At 35.6% G+C, this 15,244-nt stretch carries 17 protein-coding genes and 1 other annotated feature; all 17 genes read right to left on the bottom strand.

Annotated elements, in window-relative coordinates:
• Positions 1-126: 126 nt before the first annotated feature.
• Positions 127-297: a binding site (T-box leader), on the bottom strand.
• Between the two features lie 63 nt (positions 298-360).
• Entirely contained in the window at positions 361-1,110 is a 750-nt protein-coding gene (recO, locus tag BLS02_RS08230) for a DNA repair protein RecO (RefSeq protein WP_092492532.1), read from the bottom strand.
• A 45-nt stretch (positions 1,111-1,155) separates the two neighbouring features.
• On the bottom strand, positions 1,156-1,305 hold the full coding sequence (locus tag BLS02_RS08225; RefSeq protein ID WP_092492531.1) for a YqzL family protein: 150 nt from the start codon (positions 1,303-1,305) through the stop codon (positions 1,156-1,158).
• A gap of 95 nt (positions 1,306-1,400) precedes the next feature.
• Positions 1,401-2,303 (bottom strand): GTPase Era, encoded by a 903-nt coding sequence (gene era / locus BLS02_RS08220; RefSeq protein ID WP_092492530.1) that lies wholly within the window; start codon positions 2,301-2,303, stop codon positions 1,401-1,403.
• Positions 2,304-2,605: 302 nt separating this feature from the next.
• Entirely contained in the window at positions 2,606-2,974 is a 369-nt protein-coding gene (locus BLS02_RS08215; RefSeq protein WP_175559465.1) for a diacylglycerol kinase family protein, read from the bottom strand.
• The gene (gene ybeY / locus BLS02_RS08210) at positions 2,964-3,428 is read right to left on the bottom strand and encodes an rRNA maturation RNase YbeY (RefSeq protein WP_092492528.1); all 465 of its coding nucleotides are present in this window, start codon (positions 3,426-3,428) and stop codon (positions 2,964-2,966) included. Before ybeY ends, BLS02_RS08215 begins: the two co-directional genes overlap by 11 nt.
• Positions 3,429-5,573 (bottom strand): HD family phosphohydrolase, encoded by a 2,145-nt coding sequence (locus BLS02_RS08205; protein WP_092492527.1) that lies wholly within the window; start codon positions 5,571-5,573, stop codon positions 3,429-3,431.
• Between the two features lie 105 nt (positions 5,574-5,678).
• A complete protein-coding gene (locus BLS02_RS08200; RefSeq protein ID WP_092492526.1) occupies positions 5,679-6,638 on the bottom strand; it encodes a PhoH family protein in 960 nt (319 codons plus the stop codon).
• 2 nt (positions 6,639-6,640) lie between these two features.
• Positions 6,641-7,843: a sporulation protein YqfD gene (yqfD, locus tag BLS02_RS08195; protein WP_092492525.1), complete on the bottom strand. Its 1,203-nt coding sequence runs from the start codon at positions 7,841-7,843 to the stop codon at positions 6,641-6,643.
• 18 nt (positions 7,844-7,861) lie between these two features.
• Positions 7,862-8,143, bottom strand: a complete 282-nt coding sequence (gene yqfC, locus BLS02_RS08190) for a sporulation protein YqfC (protein WP_092492524.1) — start codon at positions 8,141-8,143, stop codon at positions 7,862-7,864.
• 122 nt (positions 8,144-8,265) lie between these two features.
• Positions 8,266-8,739 (bottom strand): hypothetical protein, encoded by a 474-nt coding sequence (locus BLS02_RS08185; protein ID WP_092492523.1) that lies wholly within the window; start codon positions 8,737-8,739, stop codon positions 8,266-8,268.
• Between the two features lie 27 nt (positions 8,740-8,766).
• Positions 8,767-9,762: a flotillin-like protein FloA gene (gene floA / locus BLS02_RS08180; RefSeq protein ID WP_092492522.1), complete on the bottom strand. Its 996-nt coding sequence runs from the start codon at positions 9,760-9,762 to the stop codon at positions 8,767-8,769.
• 28 nt (positions 9,763-9,790) lie between these two features.
• Positions 9,791-11,125, bottom strand: coding sequence for an NfeD family protein (locus tag BLS02_RS08175; protein WP_092492521.1), 1,335 nt, complete (start codon positions 11,123-11,125; stop codon positions 9,791-9,793).
• A 178-nt stretch (positions 11,126-11,303) separates the two neighbouring features.
• The gene (locus BLS02_RS08170) at positions 11,304-11,750 is read right to left on the bottom strand and encodes a GatB/YqeY domain-containing protein (protein ID WP_092492520.1); all 447 of its coding nucleotides are present in this window, start codon (positions 11,748-11,750) and stop codon (positions 11,304-11,306) included.
• Positions 11,751-11,765: 15 nt separating this feature from the next.
• Positions 11,766-11,942: a 30S ribosomal protein S21 gene (gene rpsU / locus BLS02_RS08165; RefSeq protein ID WP_092492519.1), complete on the bottom strand. Its 177-nt coding sequence runs from the start codon at positions 11,940-11,942 to the stop codon at positions 11,766-11,768.
• 416 nt (positions 11,943-12,358) lie between these two features.
• Positions 12,359-13,030, bottom strand: a complete 672-nt coding sequence (gene deoC, locus BLS02_RS08160; protein WP_175476745.1) for a deoxyribose-phosphate aldolase — start codon at positions 13,028-13,030, stop codon at positions 12,359-12,361.
• An 87-nt stretch (positions 13,031-13,117) separates the two neighbouring features.
• On the bottom strand, positions 13,118-14,470 hold the full coding sequence (gene mtaB, locus BLS02_RS08155) for a tRNA (N(6)-L-threonylcarbamoyladenosine(37)-C(2))-methylthiotransferase MtaB (RefSeq protein WP_092492518.1): 1,353 nt from the start codon (positions 14,468-14,470) through the stop codon (positions 13,118-13,120).
• The gene (locus tag BLS02_RS08150; protein WP_092492517.1) at positions 14,470-15,228 is read right to left on the bottom strand and encodes a 16S rRNA (uracil(1498)-N(3))-methyltransferase; all 759 of its coding nucleotides are present in this window, start codon (positions 15,226-15,228) and stop codon (positions 14,470-14,472) included. Before BLS02_RS08150 ends, mtaB begins: the two co-directional genes overlap by 1 nt.
• Positions 15,229-15,244: the final 16 nt, after the last annotated feature.

Genomic DNA, 15,244 nt, shown 5'->3' with positions numbered 1-15,244 from the left:
TTAGAAAATTAGGCTTATCCCCAAGCTTTAATGGCGAAAGCTTAAGTTGCACTTATGCAGTAAGGAAGAATTTATATTTTCTTAACTGCTTGAATAAAAAAACCGTCCCTATGTCATTTTAAATGACATAGGGACGGTTTTTATACCGCGGTTCCACCCTACTTGCTCTATACAAGAGCCACTTTATACCGTTTGCTCAGAAGCGCCATTCCTCATCGTCCTATTATCCAGCTTCCACTAATCTGGACTCGCTCAAAATAGCAATCAATAAGTACTATTCTTCCTCAACACAATTATGTTTTTATTCGAAATATGTACAAATAATACTGTATTAACACCTATATTGTCAACAAAAGTAGCTTATCTTAATTTATCCAATTGATTTAAAAATCGTTTAGATTTAAGATAATAGCCGCCATATTGGTCGTAATAGGCATCTATTAACTGTCGCAATAAATTCTTATTTGCTGATTTCACTGATATTTTACCAACTCTTTCCAATTCTACACTTACAAAGATATGCAACAATTTTGCTATCTTATCTGGCAGCATTATTGCTTCAGAGTCAATATGGTTACATCGCGAACAAAGTAAACCACCTTCAGATATCGAAAAATATAAAGGAGTATCTTTCCTGCCACAACTCACACAATTACTTACTGTCGGTGCAAACCCGCCTTTTGCAAATAATTTTAACTCATACATCATCATTGGAATATCAGCATCTGCATCATCATGTTCAGCGATCCAGGATAATGTCTGGTATAGCTGGTCAAATAAATATTTATCCGGTAAATGTGAATCAACTAATTTATCGGTCAACTCAACTATATATGCAGCATAAGCTGTCTTAATAATATCTTCCCTAATAAAACGGAGTGAATCAACAACATCTCCCTGCTGAATAGTACTTAATCCCGAATTGATATAGATAAAAAATTCACCAAGTATGAATGGCTGCGTAACTGCAGCCATTCTGCTTTTTGGTTTCTTGGCTCCTCTGGCAATTGCAGAGATTTTACCTAGTTTATTACTATAAATCGTAACTATTTTATGTGATTCACTGTAATCTTGCGTTTTAATGACAATACCTTTCATTTTTTCAAGCAAATAGTATCACCTTCTTAGGTCAAACCATTGAAAAATTCCCATGTACTATAATTTTGTGTCAATCGATGATACTTCCTCATCTTCCTGTTGGACCGAATTTCCCTTACCTCGTGCTCTTTCTTCTAACTCTTTCAATAATAAATAGGTTTCAATGTTTCCTGTTTGACTAAATAATCTCCAGGTTAAGTCGATCACAAGAAACCCCACCTTTCTTTATAGCATGTTGAAAAAGTACTTACTAATAGAATTACCATACATGTTAAATCAATGAGTTTTAAATTTTACCAAGTTTAATATTCATCACTACGGAACCCAAACTCACGCAGCTGCGATTGCTTGTTGCGCCAGTCTTTTTGGACTTTGACCCAAAGTTCTAAATAAACTTTTGATCCTAACAATGCTTCAATATCTTTTCGAGCTTTTTTACCGATATCTTTTAACATACTTCCTTGTTTACCGATAATAATTCCTTTTTGCGTTTTCCGTTCCACAACAATTGCTGCCTGAATAAAAACTGCATTTGAGTCTCTTGTTTCAATGTTTTCAATCACAACTGCTATTGAATGCGGTACCTCTTCTCTGGTTAATTGCAATGCTTTTTCCCGTATTAACTCGCCAATGATGAACCGTTCAGGATGATCTGTTATTTGATCTTCAGGGTAATATTGAGGCCCTTCCGGCAGATGTGCCTTTAATATATCAAGTAAATGTGTAACATTATTACCATGAAGCGCTGAAATTGGAATAATTTCCTCAAAATTGTACTTATTTTTATAGCGCTCTATTAAAGGGAACAAATCATCTGGATGAATTAAGTCCACTTTATTGATGATCAGGAAAACCGGGCGTTTTACTTGCTGCAGCCGGTCGATTATATATTGATCACCTTTTCCATAACCTTCATCAGCGTTAATCATAAAAAGAATTGCATCCACTTCATTCAATGTATCCTCAGCTATTTTCACCATAAAATCACCTAAACGATGCTTGGGTTTATGGATTCCTGGTGTATCGATGAATACTATCTGTGCATCTTCTTCTGTTAAAACACCCTGAATTTTATTTCGTGTTGTTTGTGCCTTATCACTCATTATCGCTATTTTTTGCCCTATTACATTGTTCATAAATGTTGACTTGCCTACGTTAGGTCTACCAATAATTGCTAGGAATCCTGATTTAAATTTAGTGTCCATGTTATTTCCTCCGAAGCAGTTATGTCTATTTGATATAATCATCATACTACAAAATCCAGCTAGTTTCATGTATCCGACAAAACCTTTAAAAAGTTTCTATAATTCTTCAGAAAATGACATGTAATGATTAGAAGAACTTGGCTTATCGTTAAAGGGGTTTTTATGAAATCAAACTTTACTTCTCATAGAATCCCTTATGCTTTGAAGCGCAGAACTAAATGGAAAGTTCTTAGTTTCACTTATGCAGTAATTATTTATACTTTCCTAACTGCTAAAAAAACCTTCGTATAATGAAGGTTTTGCTAAAATAATCCATATATTTTCGGTAAAAATATAATCATACCAACGATTAGCGAAGTTAAAGCAGCTAATAAAACTGCCCCTGCAGCAACATCCTTAATTGTTTTAGCTAACGGATGTGTATCAGGTTTCACATAATCAATCAGCTTTTCAACGGCTGCATTAGTAGCTTCAGCAACTAATACTAACCCAATTGTAAGCATAATAATTGCCCACTCAATTAAGGTTAACTGTATTAGAATACCTGCTATAATAACTGTTATTGTAGCTATTAAATGTATCTTAAAATTCCGTTCAGTTTTCGTTACTTCTTTAAGACCATTCCACGCATGAGAAAAACCAATAGATTTTTTCCTTTGATTACCGTTCAATGCCAAATTCACCCAAAATTTCTTCCTGCCTTTTAAACATTTTCTGTTCATCATCTTTATCCATATGGTCATATCCAAGTAGATGCAAGAAACCATGAACCGTTAGAAATCCCAATTCCCTCTCTAGCGAATGGTCATAATCCTTAGCCTGTTCCTCTGCTTTTTCAACAGATATAACAATATCGCCAAGAACAAGGGGAATATCTTCACCAACAATATCCAATTCATCATCAGCTTGCTCCTGCATTGCAAAAGATAATACATCGGTTGGTTTGTTAAGCTGTCTATAATTTCGATTAATTTCTTGGATTTCATTGTTACTGACAAAGTTTATTGATACCTCAGCCTCCATAGAAATACCTTCTTTTTTTGCTGTAAAAATAAGTAAACGTTGGAGCATATCAATATAATCGGTAGGTACAGAATTTGTTTGGTCATGAAAATCAATATACATTTATTTTGCCTCCTTCATGGGATATTGTATTCTTGAATGAAAAATTCCCTTTAATGATTCACAGATTGTTTGATGAACTTTATCCAACTCCTTTAAAGTCAGTGGACATTCATTTAATTGTCCATCCATCAGGCGATCATTTACAATGGAAGACACAATTTCTTCAATCTTATCCTCTGTTGGCTCATTTAATGACCTTACAGCGGCTTCCACAGAGTCACAAATACATATTATTGCAGCTTCTTTAGTTTGTGGCTTTGGACCTGGATACCTGAAGTTGTTTTCCTTCACATAGCGGTTACTTTCCTTTTCCTTATAATAAAAATATTTTAATAAAGTAGTTCCATGATGTTGCATTGCAATATTGATAATTTCTTTTGGTAGTTTGTGTTTTTTAAGCATTGCAGCTCCATCATAAGGATGATTAATAATAATTTCTGCACTTTGTCTTGGTTCAATTATATCATGAGGATTAGAAATCGATAACTGATTTTCAATAAAATAATGTGGTCTTACTGTCTTACCAATATCATGATAATATGATCCTACCCTTGCAAGAAGCCCATTTGCTCCAATCACCTCACAAGCCGTTTCACTGAGATTGGCCACCATCACAGAATGATGATACGTACCTGGTGACTCAGTTAGGATTTTTCGAAGTAATGGCTGATTCGGACTTGCTAATGATAGTAATTTAATATCTGATAATATACCCAAACCGGTTTCGAAAAATGGCAATAAGCCAATTGCTAACACTGCTGACAGAAATGCAGATGCTATTCCAAATCCAGAATGAATTAATAATTCGCCTACTGAATACTTTTCAAAAGAAAGAAAAAGGAATAATAATACTGTAATAATGTTAATAGCAGTTACACCAACACCTGCCTTAAGAATGGCCAAGCGATCTTTGACATTTGTCAGAAATATAATACCAGCCATTTGTGAAAAGAAGAAGTAAATACCAGCCTCTATATTTAATGCACCCGGAATTTGTCCGTTAAAAATTATGCTCCCCAAAATGGCATACAATATAGAGAGTACAATTGCAAACCTTTCATTGAGCAATTGTTTTACAAGTAAGGTTCCTATTGCAACAGGGACTACGAAAAATAATTGGCTTACAGGAACTGTTATCATACTTACCACTTTCATTAGTGCTACAACTATAATACTAATTAGTATTATAGAAGAGATTTTACCTTTATCTAGGCTATTAACTTTTGAAAGGAGATTCATTTCATATCCAATAACAAAGATGATTAAAAATATTAATAGAGCCAAACCTATTACTGGATAAATATTTCTTTCTTCATCCAATAAACCAGCTAATTTTAAGTCCTGATAAAGCTGATTTGTAATTACTTGGCCTTCCCTGACAATTATTTCACCTGCTCGAATTACAACAGGTTCTACGCTGCTCGCTGCATCCTTTCTTGCATCCATTGTCTTTTCAACATCAAAGAATGAATTTTCCACCACTGCAAACTCACTTAATTTTACTAGCGGTTCTTTTATACCGTTTGGCAGATTGGAATACTTTATATCTTGTTCAATTTTGGTTATACCACTTTGAATATTTTCAACACGGACACCATTTACTAAAACTTCTTTCAATGAAGAGATTAACAATTCCTTGCCCTCTGCACGCATTTGTGGCTGTGCTTCTACAAGTTCATATAATATTCCATCATTAACCTCTTCTGTTATATTTGGAGATAATATTTGCTTTAATCGCCGAACTTTTTCCTGGCTTGTCATTACACCTACGTTATTCTCATTAGGTGAATCTGGTGAACTTTCAGATTCCTCCGCATCTACTTTATCGATTGCATCAAATATTTCTTCCACATATGCTACTTGCTCTTTAGTCGTTTCAGTTGATATATCAAATCTATCTTCAACAGATTGAACCGTTTCCCGGGTTTTCCGTTTCGTTTCCTGCTCATTTTCTACTGTAATTGGAGAACGAATAGTCTCCTTGGCACTGGTAAATCGTTCAATATCATATGTTTCTGTAAACACGTTATTAACAGTTACAAGGAAAAAAAAGACACCTAAAATAGACACCGGCAAAATAACTGTTAGCCATTTTGTTCGGATCTTAAATAGTGCCTTTACAAAGTTTCGCAACATTTTCCCCATAATTTTCACCTCGTAACTGATCAAATCAAAAACGCAGGCATTACAATTAACTATGTATATATAGAAATAAGACCCACTATTGGGGGTCTTACACTATTTCTTCGACTAGTTCGTTTTTTCATATACATCAATAATTTTTTGTACTAACGGATGCCTTACAACATCAGTTTGGTTTAAATGAATAATTGAAATTCCATTTACAGATGACAATAACTGGTTTGCTACCTGTAACCCTGATTTAACACCTTTGGGTAAGTCGATTTGGGTGATGTCTCCAGTAATTATCATTTTAGAGCCAAAGCCTAAGCGTGTCAAAAACATCTTCATTTGTTCAGGTGTAGTATTCTGCGCTTCATCTAATATAACAAATGCATCATCAAGTGTTCGTCCACGCATATAGGCTAATGGGGCAATTTCAATGGTATCCCTCTCGATTAAACGCATTGTATGTTCAGTCCCCAGCACATCGTGTAATGCATCGTATAATGGCCTTAAATAGGGATCAACCTTTTCCTTCAGATCACCAGGCAAAAATCCGAGGCTTTCCCCAGCTTCAACTGCAGGGCGTGTTAAAACAATTCTTTTCACTTCACCATTTTTTAATGCATGGACAGCCATTACGACAGCCAGATACGTTTTTCCAGTACCAGCGGGACCAATACCAAACACAAGGTCATGAGTTTTAATTGCTGATACATAACTCTTTTGTCCTAATGTTTTTACTCTAATTGATTTCCCCTTAACATTTTTGGTTATCTCATCTTCAAAAAGTGTTTCAAATTGATTAATTTTACCTTTTTTTGCGAGATCCACTGAATATACTACATCTCGCTCTGTTATATTCAATCCTTTTCGTACAATTGTAAGAAGAGTTGATAAAATCTCCTCAACAAGTTCAATCTCTTCTTTAGTGCCAGAAACACCTACTTGCTCTCCTCTTGTAACAATGGATACATTTAATTGTTCTTCTATCTGCTTTAAATATTTATCATTTGTACCAAACAAAGCTAATGCTTCATTAGTATTGGTTAATTGTAACTCAATTGTTTTCAAGTTTTCTGACATAATCAATCTCCTTGATCTATTGATTCCTCTTTTACAATATTTTCTTCCACAGCCATATATAAGATTAGTTTTACTTTACCATTCTCAATTGTTTCATGCAAAACTTTTTCAGAAACAATTCTCGCATCAGGTCCCAGTTGCAACTGTAACTCGTTTTTTGCTTGTTGAATTCCAATATCAATCGCTTCATTTTTACTTCTCTCTATTTTATTATACCTTTTTTCACTTAAAATAGTTTCAATTATTTTAACAGGAAGCTTCCACTTCAAAAAATAAAGGTCTCTTTCATTTCTTTCTCGATGAATATCATTAAAATCAGGTGAACTGAATCCCCATACAGGTAGCTCGAATTCATTGATACTTAAATGATATTTACTCTCACGATTTCCTGTCAATAGTTCATGATTAGCTTCTAACGGAATGGTCACTTCTGTTTCATACCATGTCTTCGCAATTATTTCTCCTTCAGCAGCTACTAAATCATATTTTTTGTCCTCTTTGCTATCGTCAAAATTAAGCTTTCCTGAAACAAGTACCTGTCCAGGTTCAACATAGTCATTGACTTGAACTTTTGGGAGTCCTTTAGATACATACATTTTTTGAATTACGCCTTTTTTTGTAGCTACTAAATTTCGAGGACCTTGTACTTCCTCTTCTTTTACTATCGTTTTTTCTACACCTTCAAGAACATAGGATGTCCCTTTTTGGTGCACTCCAACCCACAGTAATTCAGGTACATCATTTACTAATTGTTGTTGCACTTCACTAGGTGGATCCAGTGTAAAAGTCCATGCACCCTGATGAATTCCGTATTCAGTCAGTTGTTCACTTATTTTTTCCTCTATATCTTTTGGTACACCTATTATCTTAACTTCCCAAATTATATTAGATAGAAAGAATATAAGCATGATACTTAACAACAACCCAACCATAACTTCTTTTTTACGAGTATATTGTTTAAATAAAAATGGTAAACCTCTTTTGTTTATAAAAGTTAGTTTATAACTTGTCCGACGTTTAATATCCTTCAATATATCAATATCACTTAATTTGACGTTACCTTTACATGCATTCTCGGATACTTTTTTAATATTCCAAACTGTAATACCTTGATCGATACAAAATTGAAAGAAAAGTTCTGGATTTCTTCCCTTGATTAAAATAGTCATGTATCCAGTAATAAATGAACCTTGAATATGTTTCATGTCCTCCTCCTTAATATTTTAATCTGGAATAAATTTGACTTCAGTTATCAATCCTTCCAGTAATATTTCTTCAGGCAGCATCATTTTCAATACAAAAGATGATCCTGAAATCTGTATATAACCCTTATTGGTTTTAAGCTTCAATTCGGTATCTGAGTAAACAATAAGTCCTTTATGATTCTCAATATAAACATGAATTTGACCAATCATTGTTATCCGCGGCAGCTCCAACATGACATCAGTTGGAAGCGCAAGATGATTCATTAACCATGGACCAATTCGTTGTTGCCATTTCTTCACTGATGTGGCCCCCTCTCACATACATATTTATGAAATCACCGACAGGATAAGAACAAAAAAAAGAACCACTACCGGCATAAGCATCTATAGCTCATTAGATAGTGGTTCTTTATTTAAGTTAGTCATTTTCTTCGTTGCTTTACAACACTTTGATATGGCTTGGTCGCTCTAGGAGAGCCTAAAACCTCTGCCATAATAACGCCGTTTACTAAACCTTTTTGATTCAAGTTATTTTTTATCCGTCTTTTAAATCTTTTTTGTTCAGCAGATAATTCTCTGTCAGGTTCCCTATTCTCACTATTGTCAGTAATAATTGCATCATGTTTACGTTCATCCAGTGCTTTTTGTGTATCTGTATTCATACGGTCAGCCAAGCGTTCGCGTTGTTCTTGCTGTTGTTCTTCAATTGACGTTTTGGCTACTGTACTTTGTGGCTGATTATTACTGACTGTTTCACCGGCCCCACCGAAAGGAGCCGGTGAAGGTCTAGGTGAACTAGCTGTTCGTTTTTGTTTATTGGAATTAGTATCAGACTTATCTTTTAAAAAACCTGCAAGTCCCCCAATAATTGCAAGGATTATAAGAATGACATCCATAATAACCCTCCTGTATCCTCTAATACATTATTTATTGTCATTGTCTTCTTTTTCATTATCAGACAATTTTCCAATTGTACCGCGCATATCTGTATCAGCATCAATATTTTTATAGTTCATATAATCCATTACACCAAGATTTCCGGACCGTAGTGCTTCCGCAAGCGCAAGTGGAACATCCGCCTCTGCTTCAACAACTTTTGCACGCATCTCTTCAACTCGAGCAACCATTTCCTGCTCTTGTGCAACAGCCATCGCTCTTCTTTCTTCCGCTTTAGCCTGAGCAATATTTTTATCCGCTTCAGCTTGATCTGTTTGCAGAATAGCTCCGATATTCTTGCCGATATCAACATCAGCAATATCAATTGATAAAATTTCAAATGCTGTTCCTGCATCCAATCCTTTGCTTAGAACATTTTGTGAGATTGAATCAGGGTTTTCCAGCACTTTTGTATGTGCTTCTGAACTACCAATTGTACTTACAACGCCTTCACCTACACGGGCAATTACTGTTTCTTCTCCAGCACCACCGACAAGGCGGTCAATATTTGCACGTACCGTAATACGAGCTTTTGCTTTCACTTCAATACCATCCATCGCGATACCTGCAATAAATGGCGTTTCAATTACCTTTGGATTAACACTCATTTGAACAGCTTCTAGTACATCACGACCTGCTAAATCAATTGCTGCTCCTCTTTCGAAGGATAGTTCAATATTTGCTCTATGTGCAGCGATAAGTGCGTTTACTACTCTATCTACATTACCACCTGCTAAGTAATGACTTTCCAGCTGATTTGTAGTTAATTCTAATCCTGCTTTATGTGCCTTAATTAACGGATTGATTACTCTTGAAGGTACAACCCGACGTAATCGCATACCAACAAGTGTGAAGATACCTACTTTAACACCAGCAGCTAAGGCACTAATCCATAGCATTACTGGAATAAATGTAAATAATACTGCAACAACAATTAATATTACCGCAATTATTATTACCGGCATAAGTTCTTGTAATTCCATTTAAATTCCTCCTATAAATCTTTTTATATTATACTTCTCTAACTACCACTCGAACTCCTTCTACCTTAACCACCTTTACTGGCCTATTACTCTGAATAAACCCTCCTTCTGATACAACATCTAAGCGTTCATCATCAAATTTAGCTGTACCTGATGGACGTAACTGAGTTACCGTTACACCTTCCAACCCAATTAATTCCAACCTATTTACTGTGGAAACATACCCAAGCTCTGTTGATGTCTGGTCCTTTAATATAATATGGCGAAAAAACCCTTTTTCCATTCCCATCGTTTTAAACAATATAATAGAAGCAATTATAGCTACTATAAATGCAATACCAATGCTCATTGACATATGACCAATATCCTGTCCTGATATAATCAATGAACCAACTACAGAAGCAACACCAAGCAATCCTGCAATTCCTCCAGGAACAAAGAACTCTGCAATTATCAATACTAAGCCTAAGATTAATAAAATAATGGCTTCCATTCCTGCCAGACCTGCAACTACATGTCCATAGAAGAACAAAATTAACGATAGCAATCCCATTATACCTGGTATACCAAAACCAGGTGAATACAACTCCACAATCAACCCAAGACTTGCTATGGACAATAATATAGGGACTACAACCGGGTTAGTTATGAATCTAGCTATATTTTCAGATATTGTGGGTTCTTTCTCAATAATAGTTGCATTGCTCAGCCCTAAGTCGTTCAACATTTCTGTCCGATCTTGAACAGTGGCTTTTGAATAACCAACCTTAACAGCTGAGTCAGGATCCAGTGTAAGATACTTACCTTTCTCAGCACCATATTCCGGGAGATCTATACTCGGATCTGCCATTGCAGCCGCATATAACTTATCCCTTCCTTTTGACTCAGCTGCACTTTTCATTGCACTTAGCCATGCGGATTCTGCCTTTTTATCTGCCGCAGTTCCATCCTGATTAATCACTCCACTAGCTCCCATGTTTGCTTGTGGTTTCATATAGATATTATCTGTGTTTAATGCAATATAAGAACCTGCTGACAATGCCTGATTAATAACAAAGGAAGTAGTAGGTAGCTCAAGATCCTGTAGCAGTTCTGCAATTTGTCTTGCAGAATCCACTCTTCCCCCAGGTGTATCGATTTCAAATATTATATGATCCGCACCTTTTGCTTCCGCCTCTTTTGTAGTTCGTGAAAGAAAGGCTTCAAGTCCACGTTCCACTTCATTTTCTATCGGAATAACATAGACTACCTTTCCGCTACCATTGTTTTGTGCTTTAATTACTGAAATCGCGCTAAACAGTGACGCTGATATAAAAAATACAAGCACTAAAATTATGTATTGCTTAAGTCTATTAACAGGCACACAGCATCCCCCCCTTTCTATTTTACCTTCATTTTTACATACGATTCATAAATGTAAATGGTTTCATTTCAGCCATATTAGTTAAATAGTATCACAATTAGGTCAAAAGATGGTATATTTCTAAAAAAGTTAAATGAAAAAGCCTCGTCAAATCTGACAAGGCCTTTTATATTACTAATTAATTTAAATTTTTTTGAACAAGCCTGTTAATTTGTGCACCATCAGCCTGACCCTTAACTTTAGGCATGATTGCACTCATAACTTTCCCCATATCTTTTTTGGAAGTTGCATTTACTTCCTGAATCGTAGACTGAACTAATGCCTCTAACTCATCTTCTGATATCTGTTCTGGCATATATTCTTGTAAAATATTGATTTCAATTTCAAGTTTTTTAACAAGATCATCGCGTCCAGCTGATTTAAACTCTTGGAGGGAATCTTTCCTTTGTTTTAACTCTTTGGATAGAACAGTTAATTCTTCGTCTTCAGAAAGTTCTTTATTACCAAGTTTTATCGATTCATTTTGTAGTGAAGCTTTAACCATTCGAACAACACCAAGGGTGTCTTTATCCTTCTTTTTCATGGCTTGCTTCATATCTTGGTTTAGCTGTTCTAATATTGTCATGCTCTTGCACCCTCTTTAGAATTTACGCTTTCTAGCAGCTTCAGACTTCTTCTTGCGTTTAACGCTAGGCTTTTCATAGTGTTCACGCTTACGATATTCCTGTAGTGTACCACTTTTTGACACACTACGCTTAAAGCGACGAAGAGCATCCTCAAGGTTCTCGTTTTTACGAATGCGAGTTGTATTTGACATGCTAATTTCCCTCCCTCCGAAGCAAAAAACAAAAATGTACAGACATGGATAATATCTCATGTCTCTGCCAATTATAATATAACCCCACTTACAGGTCAACTTAAAAATAGTACTTATATACATATAAACTTATAATAAACAGTTAAGAAACCAACATGGCAGCCGAGTCCGCGCCACCATCTACTATGAAAAAAAAGCAGACTGAAAATTAACCTGAATAAGTGATATTACATTAGATATCCCAATTAACTTCATAGCTGTTTAAAAATGTCTTTTTTTACAAAAAAATAAAATACTTTCTTACAGCCTAAGTGAAACTAAGGCTTGCACCATTAAGCTGTACTACAAAGTAGATAGAGTTCTAATAAAGCAAAATACGCTTTCATAAAAAAAACTTTATCGATATGCTACGTTTTCTAATAATTATCTGCCCCTTTATTTCCAGCAATTATATCAACACCTGCACTAGCACCAATCCTAGTGGCACCCGCATCGATCATGGCTTTTGTGGATTCAAGATCACGAATACCGCCTGACGCCTTAACGCCCATTTCGCTTCCAACTGCTTCACGCATAAGCTTAATATCATGAGCAGATGCACCACCACCAGAAAATCCTGTGGAAGTTTTCACAAAATCTGCTCCAGCCTGTTTAGCAAATTGGCAAGCTCGTACTTTTTCATCATCGGTCAACAATGAAGTCTCAATAATAACCTTTGTTAGCGCATTCCCTTCTGCAGCTTCAACTACAGATTTAATATCATTTTTAACTGCTTCATCATTGTTCGACTTTAATTCCCCAACGTTAATAACCATATCCACTTCTGTTGCCCCATCTTTAATAGCTTGCTTTGTTTCAAACACTTTTGTTTCTGTAGATGTAGCTCCTAATGGGAAGCCAATAACAGTACACACTTTAACTTCAGTATTCTTTAAATTCTCGTAACAAAAAGGTACCCAATACGGATTAACACAAACCGAAGCAAAACCGTTTTCACTTGCTTCTTTTACAATCTGGGCAATCTTCTCTTTTTTTGTATCTGGCTTTAATTGGGTGTGATCAATATATTTTGCTAAATCCATATTCATGTATCTCTTCCTTTCATATATGGTTGTACCTACTAAATTAAATCCTATTTATCTTGCATAATGATTTATAAAACATGGGTGTTCGATTTAAGAAGTGGCTTTAATATTTGAGTTTGTGGCACTCTCCATAACACGGACAAATGTACCTTCGTTATACGGATAGCCGGATTTATTTATCTTTATACGAACGATTTTTCCAATTAAATCCTGTGTACCTTTGAAACGCACTTTTAAATAATTATCTGTATAGCCAACCAAATAGTCTGTATTTTCTTCAGATACACGTTCTTCCGGTATAACTTCCAGCACTTCATTTTCATAGTCTGAAGCATACTCTTTTGCTAATTGGTTTGAAAGTTCAATCATTTGATGTACACGATCATTTTTTACGTCCTCATCAACTTGATCTTTCATGCGTGCCGCAGGTGTACCCGTCCGTCTCGAAAACGGAAAGACGTGCAGTTCTGAATAGCCAACATCTTTAATAAAGTTGTAAGTTTCCATAAACTCTTCATCCGTTTCCCCCGGAAAGCCAACGATTACATCTGATGTGATTGCCAAGCCAGGTAGAGCATTTCGAATCTTGTCTACCTTCTGTTTATAAAATGCGCTAGAATACTTTCTCCGCATACGATTTAATACAGTATCAGACCCTGATTGCAATGGAATGTGCAAATGGCGTACAATTTTAGTTGATTTATCAAGTACATCGATTACTTCATCTGTAATTTGGCTTGCCTCGATAGATGAGATACGAATCCGTTTCAGTCCCTCAACATTCGTTTCTAATTCATGAAGTAGTTTTGCAAAGTTATAATCATTCATATCTTCCCCATATCCTGCAGTATGGATACCGGTTAAAACAATTTCCTTATACCCTGCGTCAACTAAATTCTGAGCTTGTGATACTACATTTCCAGGGTCTCTGGACCGTAACAATCCTCTTGACCAAGGAATAATACAGAACGTACAGAAATTGTTGCATCCTTCTTGAATTTTTAGTGAAGCGCGTGTACGATCAGTAAATTCAGGTACATCCATCTCCTCAAATACACGGTTTTTCATTATATTTGTTACACCATTAATCGGTTCGCGTGTTTTTTGGTGTTCTTCAATGTAGTTAATCATTTGTTTTCTGTTTTGTGTCCCGACAATAACGTCAACACCCGGTATCTCCATTATCTCACCTGGAGAGGTTTGGGCATAGCAGCCTGTTACACAAATAACTGCTTCAGGGTTTTTGCGGACAGCTCTTCTGATTACTTGTCTGCTTTTTTTATCCCCTGTGTTTGTTACTGTACATGTATTTATTACATATACATCAGACTGATGATTAAAATCGACACGTTCATAACCGTTATCTTTAAACATGTTCCAAATTCCTTCAGTCTCATAATGATTCACTTTGCATCCTAAAGTGTGAAATGCTACTGTCGGCATTATCTGCACCTCAATTCTTCAAATTGGTAAGAAATACTCGCTAACACATATAGAGAAGCAGTTTCAGTCCGTAATATACGTGGGCCTAACCGAACGGAAGTAAAACCATGCTGCTTTAATTGATCTGCCTCTTTTTCTGAGAAACCACCTTCTGGGCCGATACAAACTAACACTCGATTCCCAGAATCCATTTCACTTATTATCGTTCCAAATGATTGAAATTCTGAAGTTTTTGCTTCTTCTTCATATGCAAACAATTTTTTATCATAATTAGAACTTTCTTCAATTAACTTTTCTATGGTTGTTACATCATTAATTTGTGGTATTTTGGTTCGGTGACTTTGTTCACTTGCTTCTTTGACAATTTTTGAATATCGTTTAAATTTCTTTTCGGCTTTTTTATCATCCCAAACTACTATAGAACGTTCTGCTTGTATCGGTGTGAATGCAGTTGCACCAAGTTCTGTACCTTTTTGTAATACCAATTCAAACTTATCACTTTTAGGTAATCCTTGAGCGATTGTAACTTCAATTGGTAGTTCAGACGACTCTTCCAACCATTCCATTATAACCAACTGGACACCATCATTACCTGATGAAGTGATTTCACATATTGCTGCTATACCATCTGGGTGATTACATATAATTTTGTCTCCGGCCTGTAATCTCATCACTCGATTTATATGATGTGCATCATCTGCATTAATAATAACTTCATCTTTTCCCCAATTAGTTTCAGGAACAAAATAGCGTTGCAAGCTAAGCACCACTTTT

The sequence above is a fragment of the Virgibacillus salinus genome, assembly GCF_900102415.1.
GTDB lineage: Bacteria > Bacillota > Bacilli > Bacillales > Amphibacillaceae > Lentibacillus > Lentibacillus subterraneus.
The sequence above is the reverse complement of the archived record's forward strand: the minus strand, read 5'-3'. Positions and strand labels throughout refer to the sequence as shown.

What these genes read in the sequence shown, in the direction of transcription:
- deoC (WP_175476745.1), bottom strand. Translation starts at nt 13,030, where the DNA reads ATGAATATGGATTTAGCAAAATATATTGATCACACCCAATTAAAGCCA.
- mtaB (WP_092492518.1), bottom strand. Translation starts at nt 14,470, where the DNA reads ATGCCGACAGTAGCATTTCACACTTTAGGATGCAAAGTGAATCATTAT.
- floA (WP_092492522.1), bottom strand. Translation starts at nt 9,762, where the DNA reads ATGGAATTACAAGAACTTATGCCGGTAATAATAATTGCGGTAATATTA.
- BLS02_RS08185 (WP_092492523.1), bottom strand. Translation starts at nt 8,739, where the DNA reads ATGGATGTCATTCTTATAATCCTTGCAATTATTGGGGGACTTGCAGGT.
- BLS02_RS08200 (WP_092492526.1), bottom strand. Translation starts at nt 6,638, where the DNA reads ATGTCAGAAAACTTGAAAACAATTGAGTTACAATTAACCAATACTAAT.
- BLS02_RS08170 (WP_092492520.1), bottom strand. Translation starts at nt 11,750, where the DNA reads ATGACAATATTAGAACAGCTAAACCAAGATATGAAGCAAGCCATGAAA.
- rpsU (WP_092492519.1), bottom strand. Translation starts at nt 11,942, where the DNA reads ATGTCAAATACAACTCGCATTCGTAAAAACGAGAACCTTGAGGATGCT.
- era (WP_092492530.1), bottom strand. Translation starts at nt 2,303, where the DNA reads ATGGACACTAAATTTAAATCAGGATTCCTAGCAATTATTGGTAGACCT.
- yqfD (WP_092492525.1), bottom strand. Translation starts at nt 7,843, where the DNA reads ATGAAACATATTCAAGGTTCATTTATTACTGGATACATGACTATTTTA.
- BLS02_RS08205 (WP_092492527.1), bottom strand. Translation starts at nt 5,573, where the DNA reads ATGGGGAAAATGTTGCGAAACTTTGTAAAGGCACTATTTAAGATCCGA.
- ybeY (WP_092492528.1), bottom strand. Translation starts at nt 3,428, where the DNA reads ATGTATATTGATTTTCATGACCAAACAAATTCTGTACCTACCGATTAT.